Source organism: Mesorhizobium sp. M0152 (assembly GCF_040322415.1).
In the GTDB taxonomy this organism is placed as follows: domain Bacteria; phylum Pseudomonadota; class Alphaproteobacteria; order Rhizobiales; family Rhizobiaceae; genus Mesorhizobium.
This window is the reverse complement of the sequence record NZ_JAMYTH010000015.1, coordinates 52018-78507: the sequence shown is the minus strand read 5'-3', so window position 1 is coordinate 78507 and position 26490 is coordinate 52018. Positions and strand designations below refer to the sequence as shown.

Sequence of the window (26490 nt, the reverse complement as noted above, 5' to 3'; positions counted from 1 at the left end):
ATCAGCACACTCGCTTAAACAGCGTCCGCGCCGATCGCCGCCAGCGCGGCGCGAGCCACGTCGAAATCCTGCTCGCTGGTTCCCGAACCGACGCCGATGCCGCCCGCCAGGCGTCCGCCGAAGCGGATCGGCAATCCGCCGGGCAGATTGGTCACGCTGCCCTGTGAGGCTATCCCGGCCGAGAGTGCCGCTTCGAACGCCATGCCGCCGGTGGCAGCGTTTATGGACGCCGCCGTACCCGCCTTAGCCTGTGCAGTGCGCATACTCAGAAAACGCGCCCCGTCCATGCGGAGGCTGGCGAGGGTCTCGCCGCTCGCATCGACGACCACGAGACATTGCGGCACGCCCATGGTGACGGCGCGCGCCGCTCCGGCTGCAACGGCTTTCAACGCGCCCTCATGCGTGAGGGTGATGGTCTCTCGAAACATCGCTATAGGAATGCCCTTCTCTGTTCGAATTTGCGGCGCGAACTCAGGTGCTTTCGCGCTCGACGACGCGATAACCGGTCAGGATGATTTCCTGTTGGTGCTTCTTCTCGCCGCCGCGGATGATCTGGATAAGCCTGCGGGCAGCCTGTCGCCCGATGCCATAGCAGTCCACGTTCACAGTGGTGATCCCGGGATGGCAAAAGGCGGCAACCTCATAGTCGCCAAAGCCGGCGATGGCGATGTCCTGCGGGACCCGCATTCCACGACGCTTGCATTCCATCAGCGCGCCAAAGGCCGAGAGATCGGAAACGCAGAGCACGGCCTCGGTGTCGGGCCAGCGTTCCAGCATGCTGACAACCGCCTGGCCACCTTGTTCGATGGAGATCGGCGGCACGCCGAAGGAGACGAGCCGGCCGGTCGGAAGGCCGAGTTCCTCGATGGCTCTTACGAAGCCTTCACGCCGCTGGCTGCCGCGCGTGTCGCGCGAGGTCGTGCCGCCGATGTAACCGAATTTATGGTAACCTTTCCTGGCGAGCGTCTTGACGAGAAGACCCATAGCCTCTTCGTTGGAGAATCCGACCACCTGATCGATGGGTTTCGCGGGCAACTCCCAGGTTTCGACTACAGGGACGCCCGCGTTTTTAAGAAGGCGGCGGGCGCGCTCCGTATGGGCGCCGCCAGTCAGAATGATGCCTTCCGGCCGCCGACGGAGCATCGCTTCGATCAGCCTTTCCTCCTTCTCGACCGTATAGTCAGTGTAGCCGAGCAGAAGCTGGAGCCCCGTGCTCTCGAGTTCATCCGTAATGCCGCGCGCCGTGTCGGCGAAGTTGGAATTGTTGAGTGATGGAACCATCGCGGCAACAAATCCAGTTTTGCGCGAGGACAGGCTGCCGGCCGATTGGTCGAGCACGTAGCCGAGGTCGTTGACCGCGACCATGATCTTTTCCCGCGTGGCCTTGGAAACGCGACCGCCTTCCTTCAAGGCTCGCGAGACTGTCATGGTCGACACACCCGCCCGCAGCGCCACGTCGACCATCGTCGGGGCGTGGCTCTCGCCCGGCCTCGATGAGGTTGCCTTGGCCATCAGCGCACTCTACCGGCCGGCCGCGCCGGCCTGATCACGGCGAGCGCCAGACATTTGGGCACGAGGTTTATCTGGCGTCCGGCCGCGTTCATGCACCACCTTAGAATCGGATCGACTTCGGTAGTGTTATCGATATCACCGGGAGCTGGCAACAACCCAGGTCGTCATGTCCGCCTTTGGTTCCGGTTTCTGGAGATTTTCCTCCCAATTCGACTTCGATCAGCCCCCGGGGGGCAGGCGAAAGCGGCGGCGGTTTCGGACGCGGCGTAGCAGTGGCGGGCGATGCACGCCTGCCCGAGCATCGTCTGGAGATACACGCCTGAGGCTGGGACCGTGCGAACAGGCGTTCCGTGAGAAGGTGATCTGCCAACGCTGTCCCGTTAGCAGATCACGATGTTTCCAATCGCTCACGCGGTCTTTGTCTTCATTTGGCTCAGAGGAGCCATAAGTGCCCCCGCTGCCTCACTCGATGATGCCGGGTTCTGACCGGTGATGAGCTGGCCATCGACGACTGTGTGCACGCCCCAGTCCTTGACCTTGGAGAAGACCGCATCGAGGCTGATGAGTTCGTCCTCGACGAGGAACGGCACGACCTGCGTGAGGCCGACAGCCTCTTCCTCGCTGTTGGTGAAGCCGGTCACGTATCGGCCTTGAACGAACAGCGTGCCGTCGGGGTTACGCGACACAGGACGCCCGGTGCATGCCACACGAGGGCGATCGGCTTGCCGGCTGCGATGAAGGATTCGATCAATCTGATCGAATTCGGGTCTTCGGCCAAATCCCATAACGGGCCGTGGCCGCCGGCGTAGAAGACCGCATCGAAGTCCTTCTGGTCGACGTCGTCCAGGCGCACAGTTTCTGCGAGGTGCGCCTTGGCAGCCTGGTCAGCGTTGAAGCGCCGCGTGAGGTCGGTCTGGAACATCGGCTCGTCGCTCTTCGCGTCGAGAGGTGGCTGGCCGCCCTTCGCGATCCAAAGCGATGCGCCCTTTAGTCGGGAAGGCCAGCCTTGTGGTAGCCTTCGACGAAGCGCTGGAGCAATTCCTCGTCGTCGAATGGCTGCGATGTTGCCCAGTACCTGATGCTGAAATGAGGATTGCTCATCATGAAGAATTCCGCCTCCTGATGGGCTTCATCCTGGCGCCCCAGCTGCGCGAGGGCTGCCGCTAGCAAGCGCCGCGACGTGGTGCGGTAGGTTTCCGGCTTGCGTAAAGCATCGACCGCGGATTGATAGTCGCCGAGCGCATAGTAGGCTTGGCCCGCCATCCAATAATACCACCCCGGTGGGCGCGGATTGAGCCGCAATGCCCGCTTCACGAATTCGACGCCTTTGACCGCGTCGCCCCTCAAGGTGATGAGATCCGAGCGCATCGCCCAAGCATCGGCATGATTGGGGTCGAGCTTGAAGGTCGCCTCGAACTCAGCATCCGATTGCGCGAAACGCCGTTCGTGACCAAGTATGATGCCCAGCACCCAGCGGTTCCCGGCATCGTTAGGGTCGAGCGCCACTGCCTGCTGCGCTTCCGCGAGCGAGCGAGGCTGGTTGGCTTCCTTCGGCTCATCCCAGAACAGCCAGCCGAGCCAAAGATTGAGAGCCAGCCAGCTATGTGCTTCGGCATAGTCGGGATCGAGACCAATCGCCTTTTCCAGGAGCATGCAGGCTTCCCGCGCCCCTAACCCGGTCTGAAAACTGACGCCGCGGGCTTGCACGCACAGGTCATAGGCTTCGAGACTCGTCGGCCGTTTGCGGGCCGGCCGTCCGGCCAATCGGCCGACAAGGGCTTCGACGATCTTGGCCGTGACCTCATCCTGCACTGCAAAGATGTCCTCAAGGCTGCTGTCGTAGCGCTCGGCCCAGATATGATCGCCGCCGATTGCGTCGATCAGCTGCGCATTAACGCGCACGCGTCCCGCGGCGCGCCGGGCGCTGCCTTCAACCACATAGCGCACGCCAAGATCACGCGCGGCCAAACGCACATCGACCGACCGCCCCTTGTAAGCAAAGGTCGAGTTGCGCGCGATAACGAAGAGGCCGGCGCAGCGAGATAGGTCGGTGATCAGGTCTTCGGTCAAGCCGTCGACAAAGGTTTCCTGCTCCGGATCGTTGCTCATGTTAGTGAAAGGCAAAACCGCGATAGAGGGCTTGTCGGGCAATTCCAGCGATGCCAGTCGACCGACCGGAGCGGCTCTCGGAAGCTGCAGGTTCACGCGATAGCAGTATATCGGCTCGGCTATATTCTTCACCCGCTGCTCGCCCATAGGCTCGAACGCAAACGCCAGCTTCTGCCTGACCTCCTTGGACACCTTCTCTGAAACGCAGATGCCACTGGGCTCGGCGAGTTGTTGGAGGCGCGAGGCCACGTTCACGCCCTCGCCGTAGCGATCGTCCCCTTCGACGATCACTTCTCCAAGGTTAATTCCGATCCTGACTTCGAAGCGCTGCTCTTCGGCGACGCTCGCGTTACGCTCCGCCATGCCGCGTTGAAGCGTGACCGCGCATTCGACCGCATCCACCACGCTGCCGAACTCCGCCAGCAGGCCGTCTCCCATAAGCTTGAAGATTCGCCCGTGTCGTGTTGCGATTTCCGGCTCGAACAGCTCTTTGCGGCCACGTTTTAGCCGATCGAAGGTGCCCGCTTCATCCGACTCCATGAGCGCCGAGTACCCGACAACATCGATGGCAAGGATGGCAGCGAGCTTCCGCTCCATGTTGGGCCTCAGTTAGGATCGCGACACGCAAGCCGCAGGTCAGAGTAGGATCGGCGCTTCCGGCGTGCTCTTACCGGCCTTTAATACCACAGATCACGGCTCTTGAGACTATGACTCGCGCGACGCTCGGCTCCCCTGCCGCAGCGGAATGCAATGTCGGTTATGGTCCGCTTCGCCGCATCCGGCACGATGAGCAGCCCGGCTGCACGATTCAGAGGCTCGTCCCACAGGCGGGCCATTATCCTTTCGCCGCGCTCGGCACAGGGCCGACGTGCATTACGCCGCCGCGCACTTTTTCCGCAGACGCCGCAACGATGCGCCTAAGCGCCGACGACCAGGAGATCGGCCGATGACAGGCAGGCGCCGACCAAAGAGAAGCGCACCGTTACCACCAAGGTACGGCCCTTCCCCAAGAGCGGCAAGACCTGGCCCGTCGAACGAGCGCGCCATTCTCGGCCTAGTCGAGCGCGGCGGCAATGTTCGCACCTTCCATGTAGTGCAAGCGACCAAAGTCAATGTGGCGGCGCGGTGACTGAGAACGTCTAGTGCAAGGTGAGGCACCCTATGGCGCCTGGCGACCGTCCAAAATACCGCGCCAAAGCCAAAGCCAAAAAGGCTGGAAAGTTTAGTCAGCGCAATCCGAGCGGTTCAAGAAAGCCGCTCGTGAGCTAAAGGCTGATGAAAGCGGCAAGGATTTCGAACGGGCTATAGGGCGAATTCTGCCAAGGAAGGCAGATGGTCCGGCTACTTCAAACGGAAGCGACGCTTAAGCCAACCATAATCCGGCTTTCGTAGGGGCTTGGGAGCTATTCCCTGTTGCGGGGCCAGGCTGCATTCGATTAGCCGCCTTTCACACGCAGATTTGATGTCAAATTACGAACAAATAAGGAAACGTCTCCGAAGTAATTCGGATACATTTCAACAAGCTTGTCGACCTTATCGACCTCGACCAAGACAGCCTTTGGACCATTGCCCCTTAGCTCGATTTTTCGCTCTATATCTTTCAATGTCCGCGCGCCTAATATAATCGTCCAGAATGGCTTGATGTTCACGTTATGGTCTCGGCGATACTCTATTAAATAGTGTCTAGCTTTTTCCGTTGGCTGTACGAAACTTTCTGAGTAACTGATAAGGTTATTGATTTCTTCTAGTATGCTTGTCGCACCTATACGCTTGTTGATATCTCGCAATTCTCGCACCCGGTCATTGTGATCCGGAACACCGATATCAACGGGACACTGCTCAACGTGCGCGAATTCCGCCGACATAAGCCGGAAAAGGCGTAGCCAATCCTGGTCGCCCTTTCCGTGCTTCAAATCCTGGCCCCGGAATAGCCCGACAGCCTCAACCGCAGTTGCCCATGAGTGCTGAAGTCTGGTCCGAACTTGCAATTCGATGCGTCGTCCCGCGAAAGCCTCAGTGTCGGCATCTCTGGGTCGGTACTTGAAGACAATATGGTGACTTCGATAGCCGTCCGGCTTCGGCTCATCGATATAGTTGAATTCCCGAGAGTGGATCTCATGGGGGAACTTGTCTTGTATCGATGCGAGAAGGGAACGAACACCGTTGATGTCGGCCATGATCGCTCGGCAACCGCCGATGTCGTTCATGGTGTCCAAATTGGTGGTGGACTCTCGAAGCTTTCGACGAATGGATGCCATACCCTTCGGGCGAGATGCCATGTCGCCCTTCAGTCGGAGGGCTCTCATGTGGTGACCGACAGAGAACCGAACGCTCCGCATCGGCAGAAAGTGCGAGTCGCGCCAGTTGTTGGCGATTGAGTAGATTTCGAGCGCGTCCACGTACTGGCCGACAGTGGTGGCTAGTCCGAACTGAATAGGTTTTGCCAGTCGGTCGCCTGCCTTGCGAACGGCTTTCATGCTGTAGGCAAGGCGCGGGTACTCAGTCATTGGACGCATGCAGTCAAGGTAGTCTGCCTCATTCTGGACTGGCGGGACTACCGCAAGGAATCAGATCTCATGAATCATATCCCTTGGGTACGCGAAGTACGATATACGGATCATACTCCCTGCTTGCGGCGACGCTTCAAAGGAGTTTCCCCTACCTCGAAAGACTCTCGCTGACTCCCTGGCCGCCGGCGAAAATGGGAAGCAGACAGATGAGAACTGGTCAGGCGGCTTAAGCCGAGTTCTTTCGCCGGGCCATGGTGTAGGCAAATACTTCGCCGAAAACCTTGGGCGACGGTGGTCGACTGCTTCGCGCACCGCCGCGAACATTCGAAACGATGATGTTTGACGAGCTTTAATGCAATGCGCAGCGCCAATCAGGCCGGGAGCCGCCACATTCGGACGCGACCTGTACCGCGCAATTCCGTTTCCGCGAGTGGCTCGCAGGCAAAATTTGGTCCAAGCAGTTTGCGGGTTGCATCCGAAATACGAATTTCATCGGGCTCCGCGGATGTTTGAATACGTGAGGCGAGATTAACGGTGTCGCCCCACAGGTCATAGGCGAACCGCCTTTTGCCTATGACGCCCGCGACGATTGGTCCTGAGTGAATTCCAATTCTCAGTCTCAGCGGTTCTCCTGCGAAGCGTTCGCGCTTAACGGCCTTGCGCAGCTCAAGTGCATAGCGCGCGAGGGCCTTTGCATGATCGGATCGTGCGGTGGGCAGGCCAGCGACCACCATCACACAATCGCCGATTGTCTTGATCTTTTCGCAGCCGTATCGTTCCGAGAGCCGATCCGCCGCCTTGAAGAAGTAGTTTAAAATTGCGAGCGTCGTCACGGCTCCGACGTTGCGCGCTCTTTCCGTAAAACCGACGATGTCGGCAAAAAGCACACTCACTTCTGCGTGGTTGTCAGCAATTTTTTTGTGAGCTTTTAACCGCTCCGCGATCGACGCCGGAAGAATGTTGAGGAGCAGGGTTTCGGCGCGCTGGTATTCACGCGCCAATCCCTCCTGGCTTTTCCTCAACGCCTCGTTCGTCGTTTGTAATTTCTCGTTGAGTTGACGCTCCCTCTCTTGCAGGAGTGTCATTTCATAAGCCTTTTGTTGAAGCCGCTGCCTATTGTCGCGTTCGGCAGTGGCGTCAAGAAAGAGCAGCCACACGCAGGCATTATCAGCAAAAAAATGAAGGTCCGCGACACGCCCGCTGGGCAGCTCGACCATGGCAATGTGAAACGGAAGCTCCGGGCAAGGCAGCAAACCTTCCATAAATTCAAGCTGCTCGGCAACAGCTTTGCCAATGCGAAGCGATGAGAGTCCGTAATGTTCAACATTTCCGCCCTTAGCAGCTATGCAAAGCTGGGCGTCGATTTTCAAATATGCGACAGAGCGCCCATTGTAGAAGAAATTGAAAATCCAACTTCTGACCTCTCTTGGTAATCCATCCATGGTCTATCTGGTTACCATCGAAGCAAGTTTAAGAAACGCATCATCGACATGCTCACCCGAAAGCGCGCTTGTTAGATAAACTTGCCATCCACGTTGTCTCAGTTCGTTAATTTCACTATCCGGTATTACCCACCGATCGGCCAGATCGGCTTTGTTGAACAGCAATACAAACGGCATAGCACCGAATTCGGCCTCGACCCGCTCACGCAGCGTGAGCGCAGCGGCAAGAGTAGCGGCGCGGGTTCCATCGACGACAAGGACGAGCCCTGTCGCACCTCGCACATGGCTGACGCGGAATGAGCCGATATCGTCTTCGCCGGCCAAATCCCACAAAATCAGATCCACGGTTTTGTCCGGGAGTGCGACACTCTTCTTGTCGATTTTCACTCCCACCGTGGTCAAGTAGGTTTCGGAAAAGATGCTTTGCACGAACCTGCGAACCAGGCTCGTCTTTCCGACAGAGAACCCGCCCAACATACAGATCTTTTTTTGCAACATCTTGGGCTCCGCCCTAATCCAGGTTTACCGTAACCGAAACCCGGCGATTGGTGGAACTCCCAGTTCGACTATTTTCAGGCACCGCCGGTTCAAAGGTGCCCGCGCCCCGAACCAGCAGCAGTTCCGGAGTGACGCCGCGCTTGTTGAGAAGCGCACGAACTGTCTCGGCGCGGGCGGCGCTGATCGACGCGTTGGCCGTCTCACGGCCCGTGGCGTCCGAATGGCCGGTCAACATGAACCGCGCTGTTACGCCTGACTTGCGGGCATCTTGGGCGAATTCCTTTATTTGACCCGCCAATCTGTCGAGAACCGGCATCTGCTCTGGTCCCGGCACAACTTTGCCGGAAGAGAAGAAAATATCCGTCGTCTGGATGGCCTCTCTCAAATGATTGAGTTCTGCAAGGTCCAGCTCATGCAGCTGCGAGACATCCAGAACCACTCCGTCCGCCGAAAGTTGTTCGGCGGCGGCCTGCGCCCGGTTGATCCACGCGGCAGGAGCCTCACCCACGACAGCGATGCGACCTTGGATGATCGAAAGCCGGACCGATTTCGGCGGGGTCAGCGACGCCGTCAGCCGCTTCACCACGAAATTCGGATCAAGGCTCTGATAGAATTGCCACTGTGAATGAACGCGGTCAGGATCAACCTCCGTTCCGGACAGCAGAGCCTGCGGGTCGGCGGCAAGTGGGTCTCTCAGGCCGGAAATGTAGAAATGTCCGCCCCTCGCCGTTTGTTGGGCGACGATGATTCCCGGCTGGGCCTCAAGTCGCGAGACATAATACTGCCAGTGCTCCGCCGCGCGTGCTTCGGGGCTCACATCACGAACCTTGGAGATGTCGAATTCCGGTCCGCCTGCCGAAAGCTGTCGGGCGGCTGCGCGCGCCCGATCTATCCAGGTGTCGGGAGCCTCGCCCTCGGCAACGATGCGACCATTGACGATCGAAAGCCGTACTGTATCCGGCGGATACAGCGACGCCGTCAGCCGCTTCAACACGAACTCCGGCTCAAGGCTCTGATAGAATTGCCACTGTGAATGAACGCGGGCGGGATCGACCTGCATTCCAGACAACAGCGACTGCGGGTCGGCGCCAAGCGGGTCTCTCAGGCCGGCGATATAGAATTGGCCGCCGCGTATCTTTTGTTCTGCAACGATGATGCCCGGCTGAGTCCTCAGTCGCGACACGTAGGCCTGCCAGCGCTCCGCCTCGCGTTCTTCGGGGCTTACGTCGTGGACCCTGGAGATATCGAAGACCGGCCCGCCTGCCGAAAGCTGCTGGGCGGCGGCCTGCGCCCGGTTGATCCACGTGGCAGTAGCCTCACCCTCGGCAACGATGCGATCATTGACGATCGATAGTCGTACTGACTCCGGCGCAGCCAGCGATACCGTCAGCCGCTTCACCACGAACTCCGGCTCAAGGCTCTGATAGAATTGCCATTGTGAATGAACGCGGGCGGGATCGACCTCCGTTCCGGACAGCAGAGCCTGAGGGTCGACGGCAAGCGGGTCTCTCAGGCCGGAAATATAGAATTGTCCGCCCCTCGCCATTTGTTGGGCGACGACGATTCCCGGCTGGGCCTCAAGTCGCGACACATAATCCTGCCAGTGCTCCGCTGCGCGTGCTTCGGGGCTCACATCACGAACCTTGGAGATGTCGAATTCCGGTCCGCCTGCCGAAAGCTGTCGGGCGGCTGCGCGCGCCCGATCTATCCAGGTGTCGGGAGCCTCGCCCTCGGCAACGATGAGATCATTGACGATCGAAAGCCGTACTGTATCCGGCGGATACAGCGACGCCGTCAGCCGCTTCAACACGAACTCCGGCTCAAGGCTCTGATAGAATTGCCACTGTGAATGAACGCGGGCGGGATCGACCTGCGTTGCAGACAACAGCGACTGCGGGTCGGCGCCAAGCGGGTCTCTCAGGCCGGCAATATAGAATTGGCCGCCGCGTATCTTTTGTTCTGCAACGATGATGCCCGGCTGGGTCTCCAGTAGCGACACATAGGCCTGCCAGCGCTGCCCGGATTGCCAGGAAATAAAGAACCAAACGCCTGCCGGAATCAAAACCAGCAGGGCTGCAGCCACCACCAGCCACGGAAATCCCTGGTTTGATTCTTCCTGCTTCAGTTCAACGCAGGTCTGCAACTGCGCCTCTACGCCGGCCAACTGCGAACTGTCGCCGTCAAACTGCTCTAAAGCCTGTGAGCATTCATCATGGATGCGAAGCAAGACATCGCGAACGATTTCATGCAATTCCTCTGGCGGATTTCCTCGGATCACCGAAACCAGGGTGGCAAACGGTCCAACTTCCGACCAGAGACGAAGGTCGCCAAAACGAATAGTGTCCAGGCCGCTCTGTTCTTTCTCGTTGAATGAGTCTTTCACAAAATCTTGAATTGCACTCAGCATAGAAGAAATCAGTTGAGGATCTTCGCTTGTCGCGTTGTCGGCAGTTACATGCGCTATCAAAAGTCCGGAATTTCGGTTAATGAGAAAGACATGCTCTACCCGATATATAAGAGAATGTTTAAGAACAACTTCAGAGAAGCTGGCTCCAGTTCTCCATGATTCAAATCTCCACTTGAGCCCGTGCCAGGTAAATATATGTCTTAAAGTTTCATTCAGCGACTGAAAGGTCTGGTCGATCTTTTCCCCTATCGACTTGCGAATTGCCGGCAGAAACACCGGGTATAATATATCCGTCAGCGTGCGCGGGCTCTTCTGGATAGAACGTTGCACAGCCCTTTCGACAGCTGGCGCAAGGGCCTCGCCGAGTTGCGCATGAGGCGCTCGTGCGGCCGCACTGGGAAGAACGCCGCCCACGGCTGCCGCCAGCTGCTCCGGTTCGTCCAGCAGATGCGTAACTCGTGAAAGCTCTGAAATTTCGCGGCTAACCAGCAACTGGCGCAGCGTTTCCATGCGAGGATCGGCGGTTGGAACTCCGTCGAAACGCGCACGATAATCGGGATCAACGTTCCGGGCAATTTCGATCAAAAGACGAGCCAGAGCCTCGCGATCAATCTCTGTATCGTTCGAGGCTGTTTTTGGCGGAAGGCTGATTGGGTCGACGGTCGACGTCAAGTTCCGATCAACTCACTTTCCAGCTACGCTCCGAGTTGCTCTTGCTGCCGACAGGATCCTGACTTAGACATTTTGCGACCTCGACAAACAGACCCGCCAAAAGATTTCGGTCGGTCTTGACGTTGCTGAGGTCAGCAAACATTTTCTCTATCAGCATCTGAACGCCTTCATTCTTCTGCTTGATTTCCTCACGCAGCAAATGATCGTTTCGATTGATCCGGTCCGAAACGTCGCGCTCAAGCGCGCTCAATTGATCGGACAACGCGCGCACCTGCTTTTCAAGTGCCTGGTTTTGCTCGCGAAGATTCCGGTCAATCTCCTTGTCGGCATCGGCCCGTGAATCTTTTTCGCTCCGCAATTGCGCCGCAAGCGAATCGACCTGCTTCTTTGCATTTGACTCGTACATGTCAAGATTGCGCTTGGCTTCCGATTCGACATCCTTGAAGCGCTGCAACACCCGTTCTTCAAGTTTGGAAAAGCGGCGGTCATAGTCCTGCATCTGGTTGCCGAACAGCAGATCACGTATCTTGTCAACACCTACAGCGTCGCCGGTGGCCCCGCTCTCGCGAGCCTGGCCCGCCATGAAGGCCAGCCCGTTTCCGTCTGCATTACTTGTCAGATTTCCGTCCGCTTTATTTGCCGAAGAAGCGGTACTCGAAGAATCCTTAGCCATCCTGACGCCCCATTGACCAGAACAAAACTCGAAACAAGAAATTATGTCAGACAAACATCAGGCCGGCAAGCCGGAATCCTCTTGGCACAAGTCGATTTCACGCGCCCCTTGTTCGTCTTTTGGGCATTGCGCAACCTACGATTGAGGTCGCTCTAGTATCTATTTTTGATAACGGAAATGGCCGGCAAATCCAATTGACCGCTCGACCAATCTCCGCACAAATGAGTAGTGCCTCGTTATATGTGATGAGGTGAAGATGAAGGCGCGTCATCTAAAAAATTTGAAACTCTTATCGGAGCGGCGACGCCAGCCGCGCTACCGTTTCAATGCACTGGCCTTCGCCCGCGACCGCGCAATCGCCGAGCCTGAAGCAATCGACCTCTTCCTTCACGCGGCCCGCTGCGGCCTGTTCGATATGAGCTACGTGCTCTGTCCCCAATCGGGGATGGTGCTCAATAATTTCGGCGCCCTGCGCACGCTGCAGAAGCATTACGTCGGGCCTGTGCGACGCATCGCCGGAACATACCCCTTGGCCTCTATTGGGCGACTTGGGACACTGCTGACATCAATTCCTGCGGGTTGGGGGCTCCAAACATGTATCGCCCACCCTCAGGAACCTCCGTGAAGCTCCAGCGGACGATCCCCTGCCGGTCCAGTAGGAACTGGCCTATCAGTTGTCCGTGTCCCGTTGCCATCATCTGCTCGTCGGCTTCGGTCACTTCGTAATTGTCCTTCTTGCCGAGGAATTCGCTGGCCGCAAAAGGATCCATAGGACCTGGCAACTCGCCTGGTAGGTCGACCCGCATATCCTTTGCCATTGCCATCGAGACCCTGTACGGCCAATTCGTCTCGTTCTCGGTGAATTCGAGATTGGGCAGTCCAAAAGCACGATGTGAAGCGCGTTCAGGGTCGGAGGCCGTAAGCAGATTTGGCATCGGGTGGTAGCGGAAATAGAGACGCGCCCGTTCGATCGGCGTGTTGACCACCGTCAGGCTCTGCACGCCCTTTTCACGCAGCTCCGGATCAAGCCGTGCCTGGGCGGCGATATGGCGCCGGCAAAACGCACAATGCAGACCTCGAAACAGGCCAACCAGCACCGGTTTTTGTCCGCGAAAGTCATCAAGCGCGATTTTGCCTTCCTGGGAAATGGCGTCGAGTACCACGTTTGGCGCCCGGTCGCCCGGTTGAAGCGGTACCAAGTCACTACGCGCGGACATTCCAACCTCCAACCCCGGCTAATCGAGAAAAGGCAGCACCACAAGCGCTTCCGGGTCGAGCCCGTGCTGGGCGCATATACCCTGCGCCAGGGAAAAGTAGCGTTCGGCCTCGGCCAGATTGTCGAGGTCGAGATTAAGCGTTGCAAGACCATCATAGCACGGAAACAGCAGTTGGGGTTCGGCCGTTTCGCGGGCTACGGCCAGTGCCTCGTTGAACAAGCCAACCGCCAGTTCCGGACGGCCGTTGCACTGGTGGATCTGCCCAAGCACGATCAACGGCACCGGCAGGTGCTCGCGCTGGTCGAGTGCCCGATCGATCTCGATGGCCTTCTCGGCAGCAGGCACGCCCTCCGTTGGACAGCGATCCGTGAAAGTACAACAAGCGACCGCCAAATTGGCGAGGAGGCGCGCCTGGAAGCCCAAATCACCAATATGGCGCGCCACTTCAAGACCGCGCCGACAGACCTCCATCGCCCGTGCCGGATCGATGGTCGTGTAAAGCACGCCGAGATTGGTGTAGCCGCGGCAGGCCGCGCCCAGTAGACCGGCGGCTTCGGCCAATTCAATGCTACGCTCGACCTGACGCACGGCTTCACGGTTTCGCCCAAGACGAGCCAGCGCCACTGCCTTGGTATTGAGTGCCTCGGCGGTCACAAGAGTGGCATCGCGTCCCACCTCGGAGACGTGTTCCGTCATCAGGGTGCCTACGCAATCCAGCGCCGCGTCTGCCCATTTTGCTGCGAGAGCGTGATCTCCGCTACGGAATGCCTGTCGGCCACGTTCTTGCCAGAGATGCGCCTGCTCGACCGGGGCATCCGCTCCATCGAGGAGCGCTGCCGCTTCAGCATAGCGGGATTCTGCGTGGTCCCGTTTGCCGACGTCCCAGAGCAGCCGGCCAATCTTACGCAAAACGCGCGCCGAGGCGACACGATCGGCTGCCTCGCGGTATGCCTGCAACACCGTGTCGTAATGGCTGTGCGCGACCTCGCGGCGGCCTGCCGGGCCGCTCAAATCGGCAATGCGCTCTTGAATTGCCAATTTGAGCGGTGTTTGCCCGACCGCGCCCAACGCAGTCAGTGCTCGCTCGTAGAGACGAAGGGCGTCATCGTTGGCGTATATCATGCGAGCGCGATCGCCCGCTGCCTGCAGGTAATGCGCGCCCTTCTCCCGTTCGGCGCTCTGTGCGAAATGATGACCGAGCACTGTCAAATCCTCGAGCCGTTCCGGCTTGTCGCCGCACATTTGCTCCAAGGCAGCACCGACCCGCCCGTGGATGTCGGTGCGGCGTTGCAGGAGCAGATTCTGGTAGATCACGTCCTGCAGCAACGTTTGCGTAAAGCGGTAGCTTTGCGACGAGACCGAGCCTGATCCGGCAACTTCCTCGATGATTTCCGCATCGCAAAGCAGTTCGCAGGCGGCTTCTAGCCGGCCGGGGTCGGCTGTCACGGTTTTCAGAAGTGTGGCATCGAAGCGCGGGCCGATTACCGCGGCTTCCTGGGCCAATCGGCGCACGTCTTGGGGCAGCCGGTCGACGCGAGCAAGCAACATTGCCTGGATGGTGGCGGGAATGCCGGTTGCGACTTCGCCTGCCACAGTCCGCCATCGCTGGCCCTCGCGCATCAGTACACCGCGATCGATAAGGCCGCGAACGATCTCCTCTAGAAAAAGGGGGTTGCCGCCCGCGCGCTCGAGGATTTGCTCGAGAAGCCCGCCTGCAGAGTTCGCCCAGCTCTCGCCGAAAAGCTGCGCCAGCAGGCTGCGTGCGTCATTACTGTTGAGCGGTGCAAGCCTCAGCGCTGTATGACTAACCCGACTTGAGTCGAGCTGGCCGTTGTCTGGCGCCGGACGATGCGTGACCAGCAACATCAACCGCGTGCGTTCCAACCTGTCCATCACGAAACGTAGCGCCTCGAGCGACACGGCGTCGGCCCAATGCAGGTCTTCGACGACAATCAACAGCGGCGACAGCGCAAGCCGCCGTTCGATGATTGTGCGGACGGCGTAGAGGATTTGCCGCCGCAGCTGCTCGGGCTCGACATGCTGCAACGTAGCATCGGGGTCGCCAAGGCCAAGCACATGGTAGAGCAGAGGCATCAACCGCGTCGCCTCCTCGCCCTGCAGGCCGAGATCGGTAAGCAAGGCTGCGAGCTTCCCCCGCATTTCGTCCCCATTGTCGTTTTGCATCATCCCGGCAGCGCTGCGCACCACCGCGCCCAAGGCGCCAAATGATTGTTCGCCGAGCGGTGAGCACGTGGCCTGCCGCACGACGACGTTGCGAAAACGATCCTCATCGCCGACGTGGGCGACAAACTCCTTCACCAGTCGCGATTTGCCGATACCGGCTTCTCCGACGAGGCGGACAAGTTGGGCCGAGCCGCCACACGCCTGGTCAAGGCTCGCCAGCATTCTATTGAGCTCCAGACCACGACCTATTATCGGCGCGCTGAGGCCGAGCGCCTCGAGCCCACGCGCTGCACGCGGCGCGGCAAGCGGTGCATCCAGTCGATGGACGAGCACACTGCCAGCCTTGCCGCGAAGCACGACGTCACCCAGCGGCTCGTAAGAGAAGGCATGCCGAGTCAGCCTGTGAGTGAGCTCGCCTACCAGCACCTCACCCGGTGCGGCCAGCGATTGCAGGCGTTGCGCCGTATTCACCGTGTCGCCGGTAACCGAATAGGATTTGGCGGTGCCGATGCCCAATCCGCCAGTAACAACCGGACCAGTGTTAATGCCGATGTGGAGTAACAGAGGCGAGCCGGAATGTGGGGTGCCTTCGCCGAGCCGCGCCGTCCGGGCGATCATGTCGAGAGCGGCGCGAAGCGCACGTTCCGGATCGTCCTCATGCGCGACCGGCGCACCGAACAAAGCGAGCAGTGCATCGCCGATGAATTTGTCGACGAAACCGCCAAAGTTTCGCACGGCCGCGGTCAATTCCTTGAACAGTTCGTTCTGCAGCGCTTGCATGACCTCGGGGTCGAGTTGCTCGCTGAGTGTCGTGAAGCCGCAAAGGTCGGCGAACAGGACCGTTACCGTCCGGCGATCAGCGTCAGAGACGGCATGCAGCCCTTCTTCGCGTTCGATGTTCGAAAGCAGCGACGGAGTCCGAGAAGACGGCACAATGGTCTGGCTTGGTGTCGGAGCAGGCCGTTCGACGCGTTTTGCCGGCGCACCGACGCTTGCCCCACATTTCGGACAGAACTCGAAATCAGGTGCGCAGGGAAAGCCGCAACTGGCGCAAAGCACGGGCTGGCGCCTGCCACACCTCGGACAGAAAGCGTAACCGCCCTCAACCTCGAAACCGCAGCCTGAGCAGTCCATGGAACAAGACCTCGCTAGGGGCCGTTACGGCGCGTTCACGGCCAGGATATTCACAAGGATGAACCGATAGCCGTCGACCAGCAAGCGGCATCGCAAATGGACATCGAGCGATCGGTGTAGGTCCTGCGGCAGAGCGCTGCCGATCCGGGCGCCTGGCCGTCGTTGCGAAAGCTCCCTCTTGCCTCCGTCTTCCTGCTAGCGTGGAGATGAGGAGACGGACCTTGAGCGAGAATCGTGAGCACGCCGCCATCCACGAAGACGCCGTATTCTACGAACCAAACGGCGCTTACCGCCACCGCGACGAAATCGACCGCGCCGCAGGGCGTGATCAAGGCCACTCATCCCGACTTTCAATATCCACCGCGGTGGGTGGAGGGTAGCCTTGGCAAGCCGCCAGAGTACGCCGGAACCGACTTCATAATCGCCGACGACGGCAAGATTGCTGCCGTCTCTCTCTCTCTTGTTTGACAAGCTACACTGAACGTTGCGCCGGCGACATTGGTTGAGCCGCTGCAACCAGGATTTGGCCAGCCGGTGACCCATCGCCGGCCACAAGGGCGGCCGCGCGAGGTCTTGAAGGGTGGATCTGAACCAGCGACGTCAGCTTTGAGCCACAGAGGAGATTGCTAAGCCGCGCTGTGAGGGGCAGGTATCACAGCTTTCCTACTCCGTTGTGCTGGCTTTTTTTCTGCGCCGATTGGTGTGCGACTGCGCGACGGCCATTTGCAACTCGGGTGCGAGCTCCAATGGCGCATTCTGTGCCTCATGTGGGTTCTGTAGCCCTTGGACGTGGACGGTCGGGAATGGGAGCTCGATGCCCTGTTCCTTGAAGACTTGGCGCAGGCGCACATAGAATTTGCGTTTCATACCGAAGGCGCCTCCCGGTCTGGTCATGGCCTTGACCCTCAATACGAGGCCGTATTCGCCGAACTCCTGCACGCCCTGCATCTTGATTGGGTCGAGCACCCACTGTTTGAACTCCGGATCTTCCGCCAGTTCGAGGCCGATCCGCTTGATTAGTTTGCGAGCGAAGTCGATATCGGTGTCATAGCCAACGGTGATGTTGAATTTGTCGATAACCCAGTCACGGCTCTGGTTCTGGACTGCCCCGAGTTCACCGAAAGGTATCGTGAACAGCGGACCACGATGGTGGCGCAGCTTCACCGAGCGCAGCGAAAAACTTTCCACAGTACCCTTGTAATTGCCCGAGGAAATATATTCGCCGACACGAAACGCATCATCGAGTAGAAAAAACACGCCTGAAATGACGTCCTTGACCACGGTTTGTGCGCCAAAGCCCACCGCGACCCCGACGACGCCAGCGCCAGCGATCAGCGGGCCGATCTGGATACCCATAGAGGCGAGCATCATCAGCACCGCCATCACGATGATCAATGCGAGCAGCATGTTCTGGAGGATCGGCAAGAGCGTGTGGAGCCGCGCCTGCTGCGGATCGAGGATCGGGACGTCCTCGTCGCTGATCACAGGGTGCGGTATTTCGATGCCCAGCTTTCGTTCGATCAAAGCCTTGATGATCGACCAGCCGAAATCGGCTGCGAGGGCAATGACCACGACATTGATCAAGCCTCGCAAGATAAACGTCGTCGTCGTATCGCTGTCGCGCATGGATTGCATGCTTAGACCCCAGACACGCGCGAGAAAGTAAGCCGCCGCCAGGATCAAAATCATCCGGATTCCGCGATCGATGACAGCGATCGTCACCGCCGGGATCGTAGGCCGGCCGACATCTTCCGAACCCGGCCGCAGGACGAAATTAACCCCGCGCTGTGTCAGCACGATTGCTAAAGGCAGGAAGAAAGCGGCGAAGGTAACCCAGAAGTATATATAAAGGCCGGCGACGCGCTGTAGGAACAGGACGACAAAATAAGCAGTCAACAACCATGTCGCTTCCGTGTGACCGCTGTGGCGCACACCGTCTCGCTGCGTTCTTGGCCGACGCCAGATGGCAAGCAGCAACGCCAACAGCAACACGAAATCCGCGCCCAGTGACAGGACCATCATTCCGTCCTGATCGACGCCGAGACCCGGCAAGAGGATAAACGCGGCGCCGAAAAAGGCGAAGACGCCGACGATCCGGGGTAGCCAATAGGACCAATGGTCCGCCACTTCGTTGGTCATCGGCAAACCCCGAACCTCGACGGCGTTCTCGACGTTCATGAAGGAAGGGACGAGCATGGCCATGACGTACATGCGCACACCCCATGTAACGACCGCCGCCATCAGGAATGTCAATACAATCTCGCGGACAAGCATTGGCCAGTCGAACAACATGAACGCGCCAGCGCTGCCCAAGGCGAAAGAGACAATCAGCATGCTGGAATAAAGCGCGCGACCCCCAATCTTCTTGGCTCGCCCGATTGGCGTATCCTTCGGTTGCGCGATAATCCAAAGACGAAATGGACGTGTGACTTTATACGTTGCCCAAGTGAGCGCCAGGCCGGCAGCAATGAACATCGCAATCAGCATAAATACGCTTGCGGACCCCTTGCTGGACACGTCCTGCATGGTCTCTGCGCGAACGCGCGCGAACTGCCCGGGCAGCAGGGGCAAAGTTCGCACTATTCGTTCGATATGGTGCCTGATCCGATCGAGCGTCGAGGATGCCATCGTATTCATCTGGCCTGGTGCGGCCGCGGCGCCGGACGATGCGTCGGTCGGCGAAGCCCCTGCCTCGGCAGCCGCGCCGGTCGATCCGGCGTGCTGATTTCGTTGTTCAGCCACCCAGGCCTTCACTGCTGGATCGCCGAGAAGCTCGAACAGCTGTTTGACCCTTTCAGGCGGGACGGTCGCCGGCGCCTGCGCCTGTGCCTGACCAGCCAACAAGAGGGCAATCCCAAAGACGAGCGGCCTGGCAATCAGGGCAAACATCCCAGTCAGATCGCTAAGAGGTCGTGCCGGGCGCGCCAGATACCTGGCTCCCAATTGTCGAATCATGAATGGCATCGTGCTGTAACCTTCCGGTCAAATCGGCAAGCAAGGACATCTAGGTCCGCCGTTGCTCCTACCTAGAAGAAACCGATGTGGTGGTGCAAGACTTCGTCGTTCCGAGCTGGACTGCCGGGGGGGTATTCCGATCTCGGCCTAGGCCTCCGGCCGTTCTACGAACTGGACATTCGTGATGATGCTGGGCGTAGAATGTCCGGCACCAGGATCCCAAGCCCCTACTACGAAGGCATGAGCGCTTGCCATTCAGCCTGTCTTCAGGTCTTTTTGCCTGTCTCCAATTCGCCCCGATTTTGAGAGAGCAGTGCTGCCGTCCGATGCCATGACCCGTTTTGGACATTCGCCAACTCTTGCCGAAGAAAACGAAAGCTCGATGATCCAGGACAAAGCTATCGCAGGCGGTGTGTTACCGATGTTCAATGCCGATCAAACCACCGGCGCAACGCTTGCCAGCATCCGCCGGCAGACCTACCAGGTACTGGGTCTGGTCGCGGTGGACGACGGGTCGACGGACGGATCGGCGTCGATTGTGACGGCCTACGCCGAGAAAGATCAACGCATCCAACGTCTGCGTAAGGAAAATGGCGGCGTCGCGGCGGCCCGAAACCTTGGTGCGGCGGCAATGGCCGCGGAGTTCCTTCATTTATCGACGCGGACGATCGTTGGGCTCCGTCTGAGATTGCGCTTCAGATGAAGTTTCACCGAGGGATGATGGAAGGACTGACTAAACAAATCTACTTCTGTACGCGCGGCCATTCAGCCGCATTGCTCGCCCAGCATGAGCGGACTGGCACCAAGTCGGATTTGAAACGAACTTTCAGATGCAAGCCGCTTTGGTGTCTCGGAAGAGTTCGCAGGAGACTGTTTAGACTCGGCGTCCCTGAGGACCGTCTCCTTTGGCAGGCAATCGCCGGCTATATTTCGGGGCTCTTGTTCTATCGGCGAACCAGGCGCGGGTAAGACGGCGTGACGCATAATCCCTTGGTTTCAATCGTGGTTCCTGCGCATAATGCGGAGGTAACGCTGGCGCGCGCACTCGATTGCCTTCTCGATCAGGAAGTAGTGGATTGGGAGGCGATCATCGTCGACGACGCTTCCACGGACCGCACCACCGCGATCATCGCTGGTTATGTAGAGCACGATGCCCGATTTCGGACGTTGAGCTCTTGCGCGTCTAGCGCCGCCGGGGCGCGCAACAGCGGGATTTCGACAGCGCGCGGCCACTGGCTCATGTTTCTGGATGCGGACGATTGGGTGGATGCCAGCTTCCTTGCGAAAATGCTGGCCGCACTGAAAACCGCGCCCGATGCAGTGGCCGCCTATTGCGGTTCTCGGCGCGTGATGCCCGATGGCGAACTCACCCCGTCGAGCATCTCAACGGAGGTTGCGATCCAGCCCTTCGAGACATTCGCCCGCCGGTGCGCCGTTCGCACGCACACACTGCTGGTCGACCGGGAGACAATTGTCGAGTTGGGCGGTTTCGATGTGTCGCTGCGCACCTGCGAGGACTGGGATCTATGGCAGCGCCTGGCACGTCTAGGTAGACGTTGGGTGATGGTCGACGAGCCGCTCGCTTTCTATCGGGTCAGCCCGAACTCGCTCTCCCGCAATTCAACGCAGATGATGGCAGACGCGGAAATCGTGATCGCCCGCGGCTTCTCTCCTGATCCCCGGGTCAAACACCCAGCACTGGCACACGCCAATGGAGCGATCTCGGCGAACGGCCGCACCGCTTCCGAAGCCCTCGCGTGGTTCGCGTTGTGGAACGCCGCGTCGAGTTGCGGCCGCGGCTCGCGCTCGATCAACCCGCAGTCCCTGCGCGCGCTGCCGGCAGGACGTAAATGGGCGCTTGAGATCGCCACGGTGGTCTTCGATGGCCTAATGGTTGGAAGCCTGTCGGTGCCAGCGCAATTGGCTGCCAGGTGGGACAGGTTCGACGGCTGCCTCACTGAGTTGACCATCGAACTCGGCAAGGTCTGGGACAATCCCGGCGCCGCTCGCCGCGTCCAGTATCACCTCGAGCAAATGCTTCTCGACGCCGACGATCTTGCCGCGCCGCGCAGACTGGCGCGGACACTCGGAATTCGCGTCGACGCTCGAAATCCGACCTCGATCGACCTTCCGGCAGGAATCGATCAAATCTACGCATCTCTGATGATCGATGGCCAGATTGAGGCTGTCGTGCAGTTCGGCGTACTCGGGACAGTGACAAAGGATCATTGGATTGGACTGATCCTGGATATCGTGCCGCCTGAGCGGCTTGTAGACAGTGCCGCAAGGCTTGCGAGACGATCGCCTGTACCGCAAAACGGCGCTGGTCCCGACACGTCAAACGCGATTGCAGCCGAGGCAATGTTTTCCACAGCGGAACGCGGGTCCGATCCAGACAGCCATTTCGGTAAACTCGCCCAATTGGCCGCGGAAGCGCGGAAGCTGGTTCGCTCGAGCGCCGAACCTGCGGAGCCGCCTCCAGCGCCGCGCCGCGCACGGGCCAGGCACGACAAGGATCGCACGTCGTTCTGGAATGGCTATTTCGCGACCGAGGATCCCTGGAACTACGGATCGTCCTATGAGCAGGAAAAATATCAGCGGCAGCTCGAAATTCTGCCTGACGGACCGATCGGGCGCGCACTTGAGCTGGCCTGCGCGGAGGGCCATTTTACGCGGCAGCTGGCGCCGCATGTGGGCCAACTGACCGCAACCGACATCTCCGCCATAGCCATCGAGCGAGCCCGCGCGCGATGCAGCGATCAGCCGAATGTTGAGTTCGGTGTACTGGATTTCGCTGCCGACACGCTGCCGGGTGAGATGGATCTGATCTTCTGTTCGGAAGTGCTCTACTATCTGGATGATCTCGCCGAGTTGCGGCGCATCGCCAAGAAATTCGTTGAGGCGTTGGCGCCTGGCGGCAGTTTCATCAGCGCACACGCATTCGTGCTGCGTGACAATGTTGAAAGGACGGGCTTCGACTGGAACACGTTCGGTGCGCAAGCCATCTCGGAGACGCTGGCAGCGACCGAAGGCCTTGTCCTTGAGCAGTCGATCCAGACCGAGCTCTACCGCATAGACCGCTTCCGCCGCCTGTCGCCGGACGATGTGGCGACGGAACCGGTGATCGATCATGTGCCAATCCGCGCGCGCATCGAAATCGGGGTCGCGCGAAATATCGTCTGGGGCGGGGCGCGGGCCTTGCGCCGCGACGTCGCGCGGAGCGAGCGGCGGCAGCGTATCCCTGTCCTGATGTATCACAGCGTCGCCGATGATGGCCCGGCCGCGCTCGCCCGTTTTCGGCTCGCGCCCGCCGCATTCGCCAGCCAGATGGCGTGGCTGCGCGCCAATGGCTTTCACGCGATTGGGTCCGAGCAGTTGGAACAGTCCATCGCCAACCGTCAGCCTTTCGTTGGCCGCCCGGTGCTCATCACCTTCGACGACGGCTTTCAGAACTTTGCCGAGCTTGCCTGGCCAACCTTGCGCGCGAACGACCTGACCGCGGAAGTGTTCCTGGTGACGGACTTGGTGGGTGAAAGTGCACAGTGGGACGCCTACAGCGGGCCGCCGACGCAGCTTATGGACGCCGCGACGGTGCGACGCCTCTCGGCCGAAGGTGCGTTCTTCGGCAGCCATCTGGCGACGCATCGCGCGATCGATGGTTTGTCGAGCTCTGACCTGGCCGCCGAGCTCCTGCGCTCTCGTATGTTCATCGAACGGTGGACCGGTCGGCCAACCACGGCGTTCGCCGCACCCTTCTCTGTCACCGACCGACGGCTTGGCAGGCTGGCCAAGGAGTGTGGCTATCGGATCGGCTTCGGCGGCAGACACGGGCCGGCGGACCTCAATTGCGACCCCATCGACCTTCCGCGCATCGAGATTCGTGGGGATCGCGCGCTCGATGACTTTGTTGCCATTGTCGAGGCGGTGCTCGAATGAAGCGGTCGGACCAGGGTCAGAGACTCACCGCCGTTGCTTGAGCACCAGAAAATCAACCTGAAACAAGGTCTGAAGCGAGGCTCAAGACGCCTTGATCTCCGCCTGGCCGATCTTGCGCCATCGGGCATTTTCGCGAACCAATCTCAGGTCGTCGGTCGTTTCGGCAAATGTGCGCGATCGATATTGCCGGAGCAGGTCCGGGAAGAGCGCCCCTTCGGGCAGGCCGGCAAGCTGCTTGCGAACCGAGATCTTTTCATCGATGACCCGCGTGCCCCAGGCATTTTCCCGAACCTGCAGCTCCGCAGCCAGATCGCGCTCGTCCGGTGCGTCTTCGTCCAGCGCAGCCAGCAGAATTGAGTGGAAAAGCGCTACATAGCCAATCTGTCTCAGGCCGCCCACAACCCGCACCCGCGGCAATATGGCAAGGACAAGGAACGTCAGGAACAAGTTGGGCAGCAGCGCGCCATCCAGCAGCGCCTGCTTGAGATGCGGCCGCTCGAACGGGATGGAAAGACCATGCGGCCTGTCAGGCTCGATCAGACGCCCGTTCTCGAGGACGAGCTTGCGCACGCGCTCCTCGCGGATGCCCCAGAAATAGGCCGTGGCGTTGGGCAGGAATCTGCCAAACGGGCTCGATGCGGCCTCTTGCAAGGCACGGTCGAGACGCTGGCGCCTTGCGGGCTCAATGAGCAGTCTGGAAAGAAGGCTGCCGTCATGTTCTAGATGCCTCGCCATGGCAGAAGCGGCGAGCCGGTCATCGATGAAAACCGGCAGGGCCATGCCGGACCGATCCCAATCGGCGACCAGATCCTCATTGAGGGCTGTCAGCGCATCGGCGGCTGTTCCAAACACCTTATCCTGGCTGGCAAGCAATGTCCCCAGCCAGCGGCTGGCATCCGTTTCATCGCCCACCGCTGCGAGCGCGTGCTTGTTGAGGGAGACGGGACCGGCCACGCAGGCGCTTTTGCGGCACAGTTTGTGCCGCCCCATGCCAAACAGGTTGACCTTGTCGTTGCCGACATCGAGCCATCCCGGCCCCTCCCGGCCAATTGTCTCCATGGTCATCGTCGTTCCCATGAAGCCGAAAAAGGCCGACAGCCCGTTTTCGACCGCGCCGAGCCAGGCAAGCAGGAGGGCATCGAAGGTGATCCTGTCCATCAGAAGCAGGCAGTGCAGGCCGGACTGAATCACCGGTGCGTGCTCGAACTCTTCGAGAGCCTTGCCGATCTCCTCAGGCTGCATAATCCCACCGAGGCGCTGATGCAGGACCTCGCGTAGGATCGAGCGGGCAGCGATCGCCGGCCCCGATGCAGGCCTTGCCACCGGCCGCCACAGATGGCGGGCGTAATCGGAAACCGGCGCGTTCCAGTTCTGCTCGATGTCACGCACGACTTCCGGGCAGAGCAGCGACAGCACAGCCAGGAGTTCCGCCGGAGGCGTGGGGGTTGGATCAAAGACGGCGGTCATTGATCCCGTCTAGCCGCTTGCGGTGCAAACGCCAAGGGAGACCAAACTTGGATTCGGTCGGCCAGATGGCAACCCGATCACATGGTGTGAGACGAAACTGACCGTATGCTGTGCAGTTCTCCATGAGCAGTCACCTGTTCGCCGACTCGGCAGGAATTGTCAGCTTGGCTAAACAGCGGATCTTAGAACCGCAGCCGGGCCATGCTCAGGAGGTCGTGGTACTGCCCGTCAGTAAAACCGGCCTTCACATGCCGACCTTCGACCTCGAAGCCGTGGCTTGTGTAGAGACGGAGGGCCGGTTCGTTGTCGGCATAGACGGTCAATTCGACCCGCTTCAGGGCCCGCCAGTTGTCGGCCACGTCAAGCAACGCGCCAAGTATGGCAGAGCCGATGCCCTTCCCGACAAAGGCATCGTCAAGGCCGATATTGATCTCGCCGATATGCGAACGGCGCGGCGAACCCTGCACAACCAAGCTGCCATGGCCGACGACCTTGCCGTCCAACTCCGCAACGATCCAAGTGGTTTCCTTGCCGGACTTGGCGATGCGTCGCTCCACCTGCTCCACCATCTCGAAGGGCATCCTGAACGTGCCCGAGCGGAAGCCCGGCATGTTGAAGATAGCGCAAAGCGCCTCCGCATCGCTTGGCCGGACGGATCGGAGCTGCGGCTGGATTTTGTCGGAGGATGGCAAGATCGTGCTGGTCATGGCGTTCCCGGCGAAGGCAATCGGTCCGCCACGATGCACCGGACGTCACTTGAAAATCTAGCCGTCTCTGCAGCCTATGATGCCGATTGCGGGCCAAAATACCGGGAGGCGACGTAGACTTTGAAGACGCCGCTGATCCCGATCCAGCCAAAAAGGGCGAGCCAGAACAATGTCCCGGTCGCCGTCCAGTCGATCCGGTGCACCGCAGCGTCGGTGATGGCGAGGCCAACGACGGCAAGCAGGCCAACCAGAAACTGCGCCAAGCCGAGGACCAGCAGTTCCTCGCGCGGCGCACTCCTCCAGACGAGGCATATGCCGCCCGCACCAGCCAGGAAGATGGCGCTGTAGACCTGAGCGTGGAAGGCATCGACCGGCCATGGCCAGATGCTGCTGAATGTCAGGGGAAACAGCAATAGGCCGAGGCCATAGAGCCCAAGGAGCGCCGATTCCATCGGCATGTAGCCGCGCCATGCGGGGCTTAAGGTCACGCCTTTTGCAGAAGGACGGGCCCTGGCCCGCCACAGGAACAGCCCGGATACCGCGGCCGCGGCAAGATAGACAAAAAACCAGAGCCAGGGCGCTTTGCGCTCGAAGTTGAAATAGCCGAGATTGATGAACGAAGCCATCGACACGATGACGGTGAAGATAAAGGCCATGACGAGCACGAGCCTGCCGGGCGACCAGCGATTCCAGAACAGCAGCGCCGCCATCACGATCATTTCGGCGGTGTAGAAGCCGCCAAGAAAGCGGGCATTGAACGGCGTGACGGCCCAAGGCCAGCGCGGCTGGACAAACACAGGCGCGAAAAACAGGCCGGCGCCTACGATCAGGACGACGATAACCACCACAGAGAAAAGGCGCAGGGCCGCGGGAAATGGCGGGTTGTTGGATGTCGGCATGGGAGAGAGCCCCAAACATGAATGCCCCATGGGCCATCATAGTGCCGCTTGCCGCCGATGAAAATCCGCCGAATGGAAATTGAATTGTCCCTAGGCTTATCCATTCGATGGCCGTACCGTCGGTTTCGAAGTAAGATGGAGCGCTCGGACCAAAGACCGGTCCGGTCA

At 59.7% G+C, this 26490-nt stretch carries 17 protein-coding genes and 3 pseudogenes; 5 read left to right on the top strand and 15 right to left on the bottom strand.

Annotated elements, in window-relative coordinates; translation table 11 throughout:
- Window positions 1-14 precede the first annotated feature (14 nt).
- The 4 genes and pseudogenes from NKJ26_RS16915 to NKJ26_RS16900 form a co-directional block, all read right to left on the bottom strand.
- On the bottom strand, window positions 15-434 hold the full coding sequence (locus NKJ26_RS16915) for a GlcG/HbpS family heme-binding protein (RefSeq protein WP_352604595.1): 420 nt from the start codon (window positions 432-434) through the stop codon (window positions 15-17).
- Between the two features lie 37 nt (window positions 435-471).
- Window positions 472-1464: a LacI family DNA-binding transcriptional regulator gene (locus NKJ26_RS16910; RefSeq protein WP_352604593.1), complete on the bottom strand. Its 993-nt coding sequence runs from the start codon at window positions 1462-1464 to the stop codon at window positions 472-474.
- Between the two features lie 455 nt (window positions 1465-1919).
- Window positions 1920-2479, bottom strand: a pseudogene (locus NKJ26_RS16905) (type 1 glutamine amidotransferase domain-containing protein); the annotation flags it as partial.
- Between the two features lie 20 nt (window positions 2480-2499).
- A complete protein-coding gene (locus NKJ26_RS16900; RefSeq protein WP_352696252.1) occupies window positions 2500-4218 on the bottom strand; it encodes an adenylate/guanylate cyclase domain-containing protein in 1719 nt (572 codons plus the stop codon).
- A 363-nt stretch (window positions 4219-4581) separates the two neighbouring features.
- Between NKJ26_RS16900 and NKJ26_RS33580 the strand changes: the two are divergent.
- Window positions 4582-4744: pseudogene (locus NKJ26_RS33580) on the top strand (IS1595 family transposase); the annotation flags it as partial.
- Between the two features lie 313 nt (window positions 4745-5057).
- On the opposite strand, the gene NKJ26_RS16895 reads toward NKJ26_RS33580, so the two are convergent.
- The 5 genes from NKJ26_RS16895 to NKJ26_RS16875 all read right to left on the bottom strand — a co-directional run bounded on the left by NKJ26_RS16895 (window position 5058) and on the right by NKJ26_RS16875 (window position 11823).
- Window positions 5058-6128: a RelA/SpoT domain-containing protein gene (locus NKJ26_RS16895; RefSeq protein WP_352696251.1), complete on the bottom strand. Its 1071-nt coding sequence runs from the start codon at window positions 6126-6128 to the stop codon at window positions 5058-5060.
- 374 nt (window positions 6129-6502) lie between these two features.
- Entirely contained in the window at window positions 6503-7573 is a 1071-nt protein-coding gene (locus NKJ26_RS16890; RefSeq protein WP_352604548.1) for an adenylate/guanylate cyclase domain-containing protein, read from the bottom strand.
- Between the two features lie 3 nt (window positions 7574-7576).
- On the bottom strand, window positions 7577-8071 hold the full coding sequence (locus NKJ26_RS16885; protein WP_352604546.1) for a Rab family GTPase: 495 nt from the start codon (window positions 8069-8071) through the stop codon (window positions 7577-7579).
- Between the two features lie 13 nt (window positions 8072-8084).
- Window positions 8085-11150 carry an OmpA family protein gene (locus NKJ26_RS16880; RefSeq protein ID WP_352696250.1) on the bottom strand — a complete coding sequence of 1022 codons (3066 nt, stop codon included), beginning with the start codon at window positions 11148-11150 and terminating at the stop codon, window positions 8085-8087.
- A gap of 7 nt (window positions 11151-11157) precedes the next feature.
- Entirely contained in the window at window positions 11158-11823 is a 666-nt protein-coding gene (locus tag NKJ26_RS16875) for a hypothetical protein (RefSeq protein WP_352604542.1), read from the bottom strand.
- Between the two features lie 316 nt (window positions 11824-12139).
- Here NKJ26_RS16875 and NKJ26_RS16870 point away from each other — a divergent pair.
- Window positions 12140-12344: pseudogene (locus tag NKJ26_RS16870) on the top strand (DUF5939 domain-containing protein); the annotation flags it as partial.
- Window positions 12345-12359: 15 nt separating this feature from the next.
- Here the strand turns inward: NKJ26_RS16870 and NKJ26_RS16865 are convergent.
- A complete protein-coding gene (locus NKJ26_RS16865) occupies window positions 12360-13040 on the bottom strand; it encodes a redoxin domain-containing protein (RefSeq protein WP_352604540.1) in 681 nt (226 codons plus the stop codon).
- Between the two features lie 18 nt (window positions 13041-13058).
- Window positions 13059-16358: an ATP-binding protein gene (locus NKJ26_RS16860; RefSeq protein ID WP_352696249.1), complete on the bottom strand. Its 3300-nt coding sequence runs from the start codon at window positions 16356-16358 to the stop codon at window positions 13059-13061.
- Window positions 16359-16592: 234 nt separating this feature from the next.
- Here NKJ26_RS16860 and NKJ26_RS16855 point away from each other — a divergent pair, with 234 nt between their 5' ends.
- A complete protein-coding gene (locus NKJ26_RS16855; protein WP_352696248.1) occupies window positions 16593-16826 on the top strand; it encodes a hypothetical protein in 234 nt (77 codons plus the stop codon).
- A gap of 195 nt (window positions 16827-17021) precedes the next feature.
- Here NKJ26_RS16855 and NKJ26_RS16850 read toward each other — a convergent pair whose 3' ends face one another.
- Complete coding sequence (locus tag NKJ26_RS16850; protein ID WP_352696247.1) at window positions 17022-19247, bottom strand: mechanosensitive ion channel family protein; 2226 nt, start codon at window positions 19245-19247, stop codon at window positions 17022-17024.
- Window positions 19248-19626: 379 nt separating this feature from the next.
- On the opposite strand from NKJ26_RS16850, the gene NKJ26_RS16845 reads away from it, so the two are divergent.
- Together NKJ26_RS16845 and NKJ26_RS16840 are read left to right on the top strand one after the other, a co-directional pair.
- Window positions 19627-20016 carry a glycosyltransferase family 2 protein gene (locus NKJ26_RS16845; protein ID WP_352696246.1) on the top strand — a complete coding sequence of 130 codons (390 nt, stop codon included), beginning with the start codon at window positions 19627-19629 and terminating at the stop codon, window positions 20014-20016.
- Between the two features lie 272 nt (window positions 20017-20288).
- The gene (locus NKJ26_RS16840; RefSeq protein WP_352696245.1) at window positions 20289-23249 is read left to right on the top strand and encodes a trifunctional glycosyltransferase/class I SAM-dependent methyltransferase/polysaccharide deacetylase; all 2961 of its coding nucleotides are present in this window, start codon (window positions 20289-20291) and stop codon (window positions 23247-23249) included.
- A gap of 81 nt (window positions 23250-23330) precedes the next feature.
- Here NKJ26_RS16840 and NKJ26_RS16835 read toward each other — a convergent pair whose 3' ends face one another.
- The 3 genes from NKJ26_RS16835 to NKJ26_RS16825 form a co-directional block, all read right to left on the bottom strand.
- On the bottom strand, window positions 23331-24716 hold the full coding sequence (locus tag NKJ26_RS16835; RefSeq protein WP_352604528.1) for a hypothetical protein: 1386 nt from the start codon (window positions 24714-24716) through the stop codon (window positions 23331-23333).
- A 182-nt stretch (window positions 24717-24898) separates the two neighbouring features.
- Window positions 24899-25423, bottom strand: a complete 525-nt coding sequence (locus NKJ26_RS16830; protein WP_352604526.1) for a GNAT family N-acetyltransferase — start codon at window positions 25421-25423, stop codon at window positions 24899-24901.
- A 74-nt stretch (window positions 25424-25497) separates the two neighbouring features.
- Entirely contained in the window at window positions 25498-26322 is an 825-nt protein-coding gene (locus tag NKJ26_RS16825) for a hypothetical protein (protein WP_352696244.1), read from the bottom strand.
- Window positions 26323-26490 lie beyond the last annotated feature (168 nt).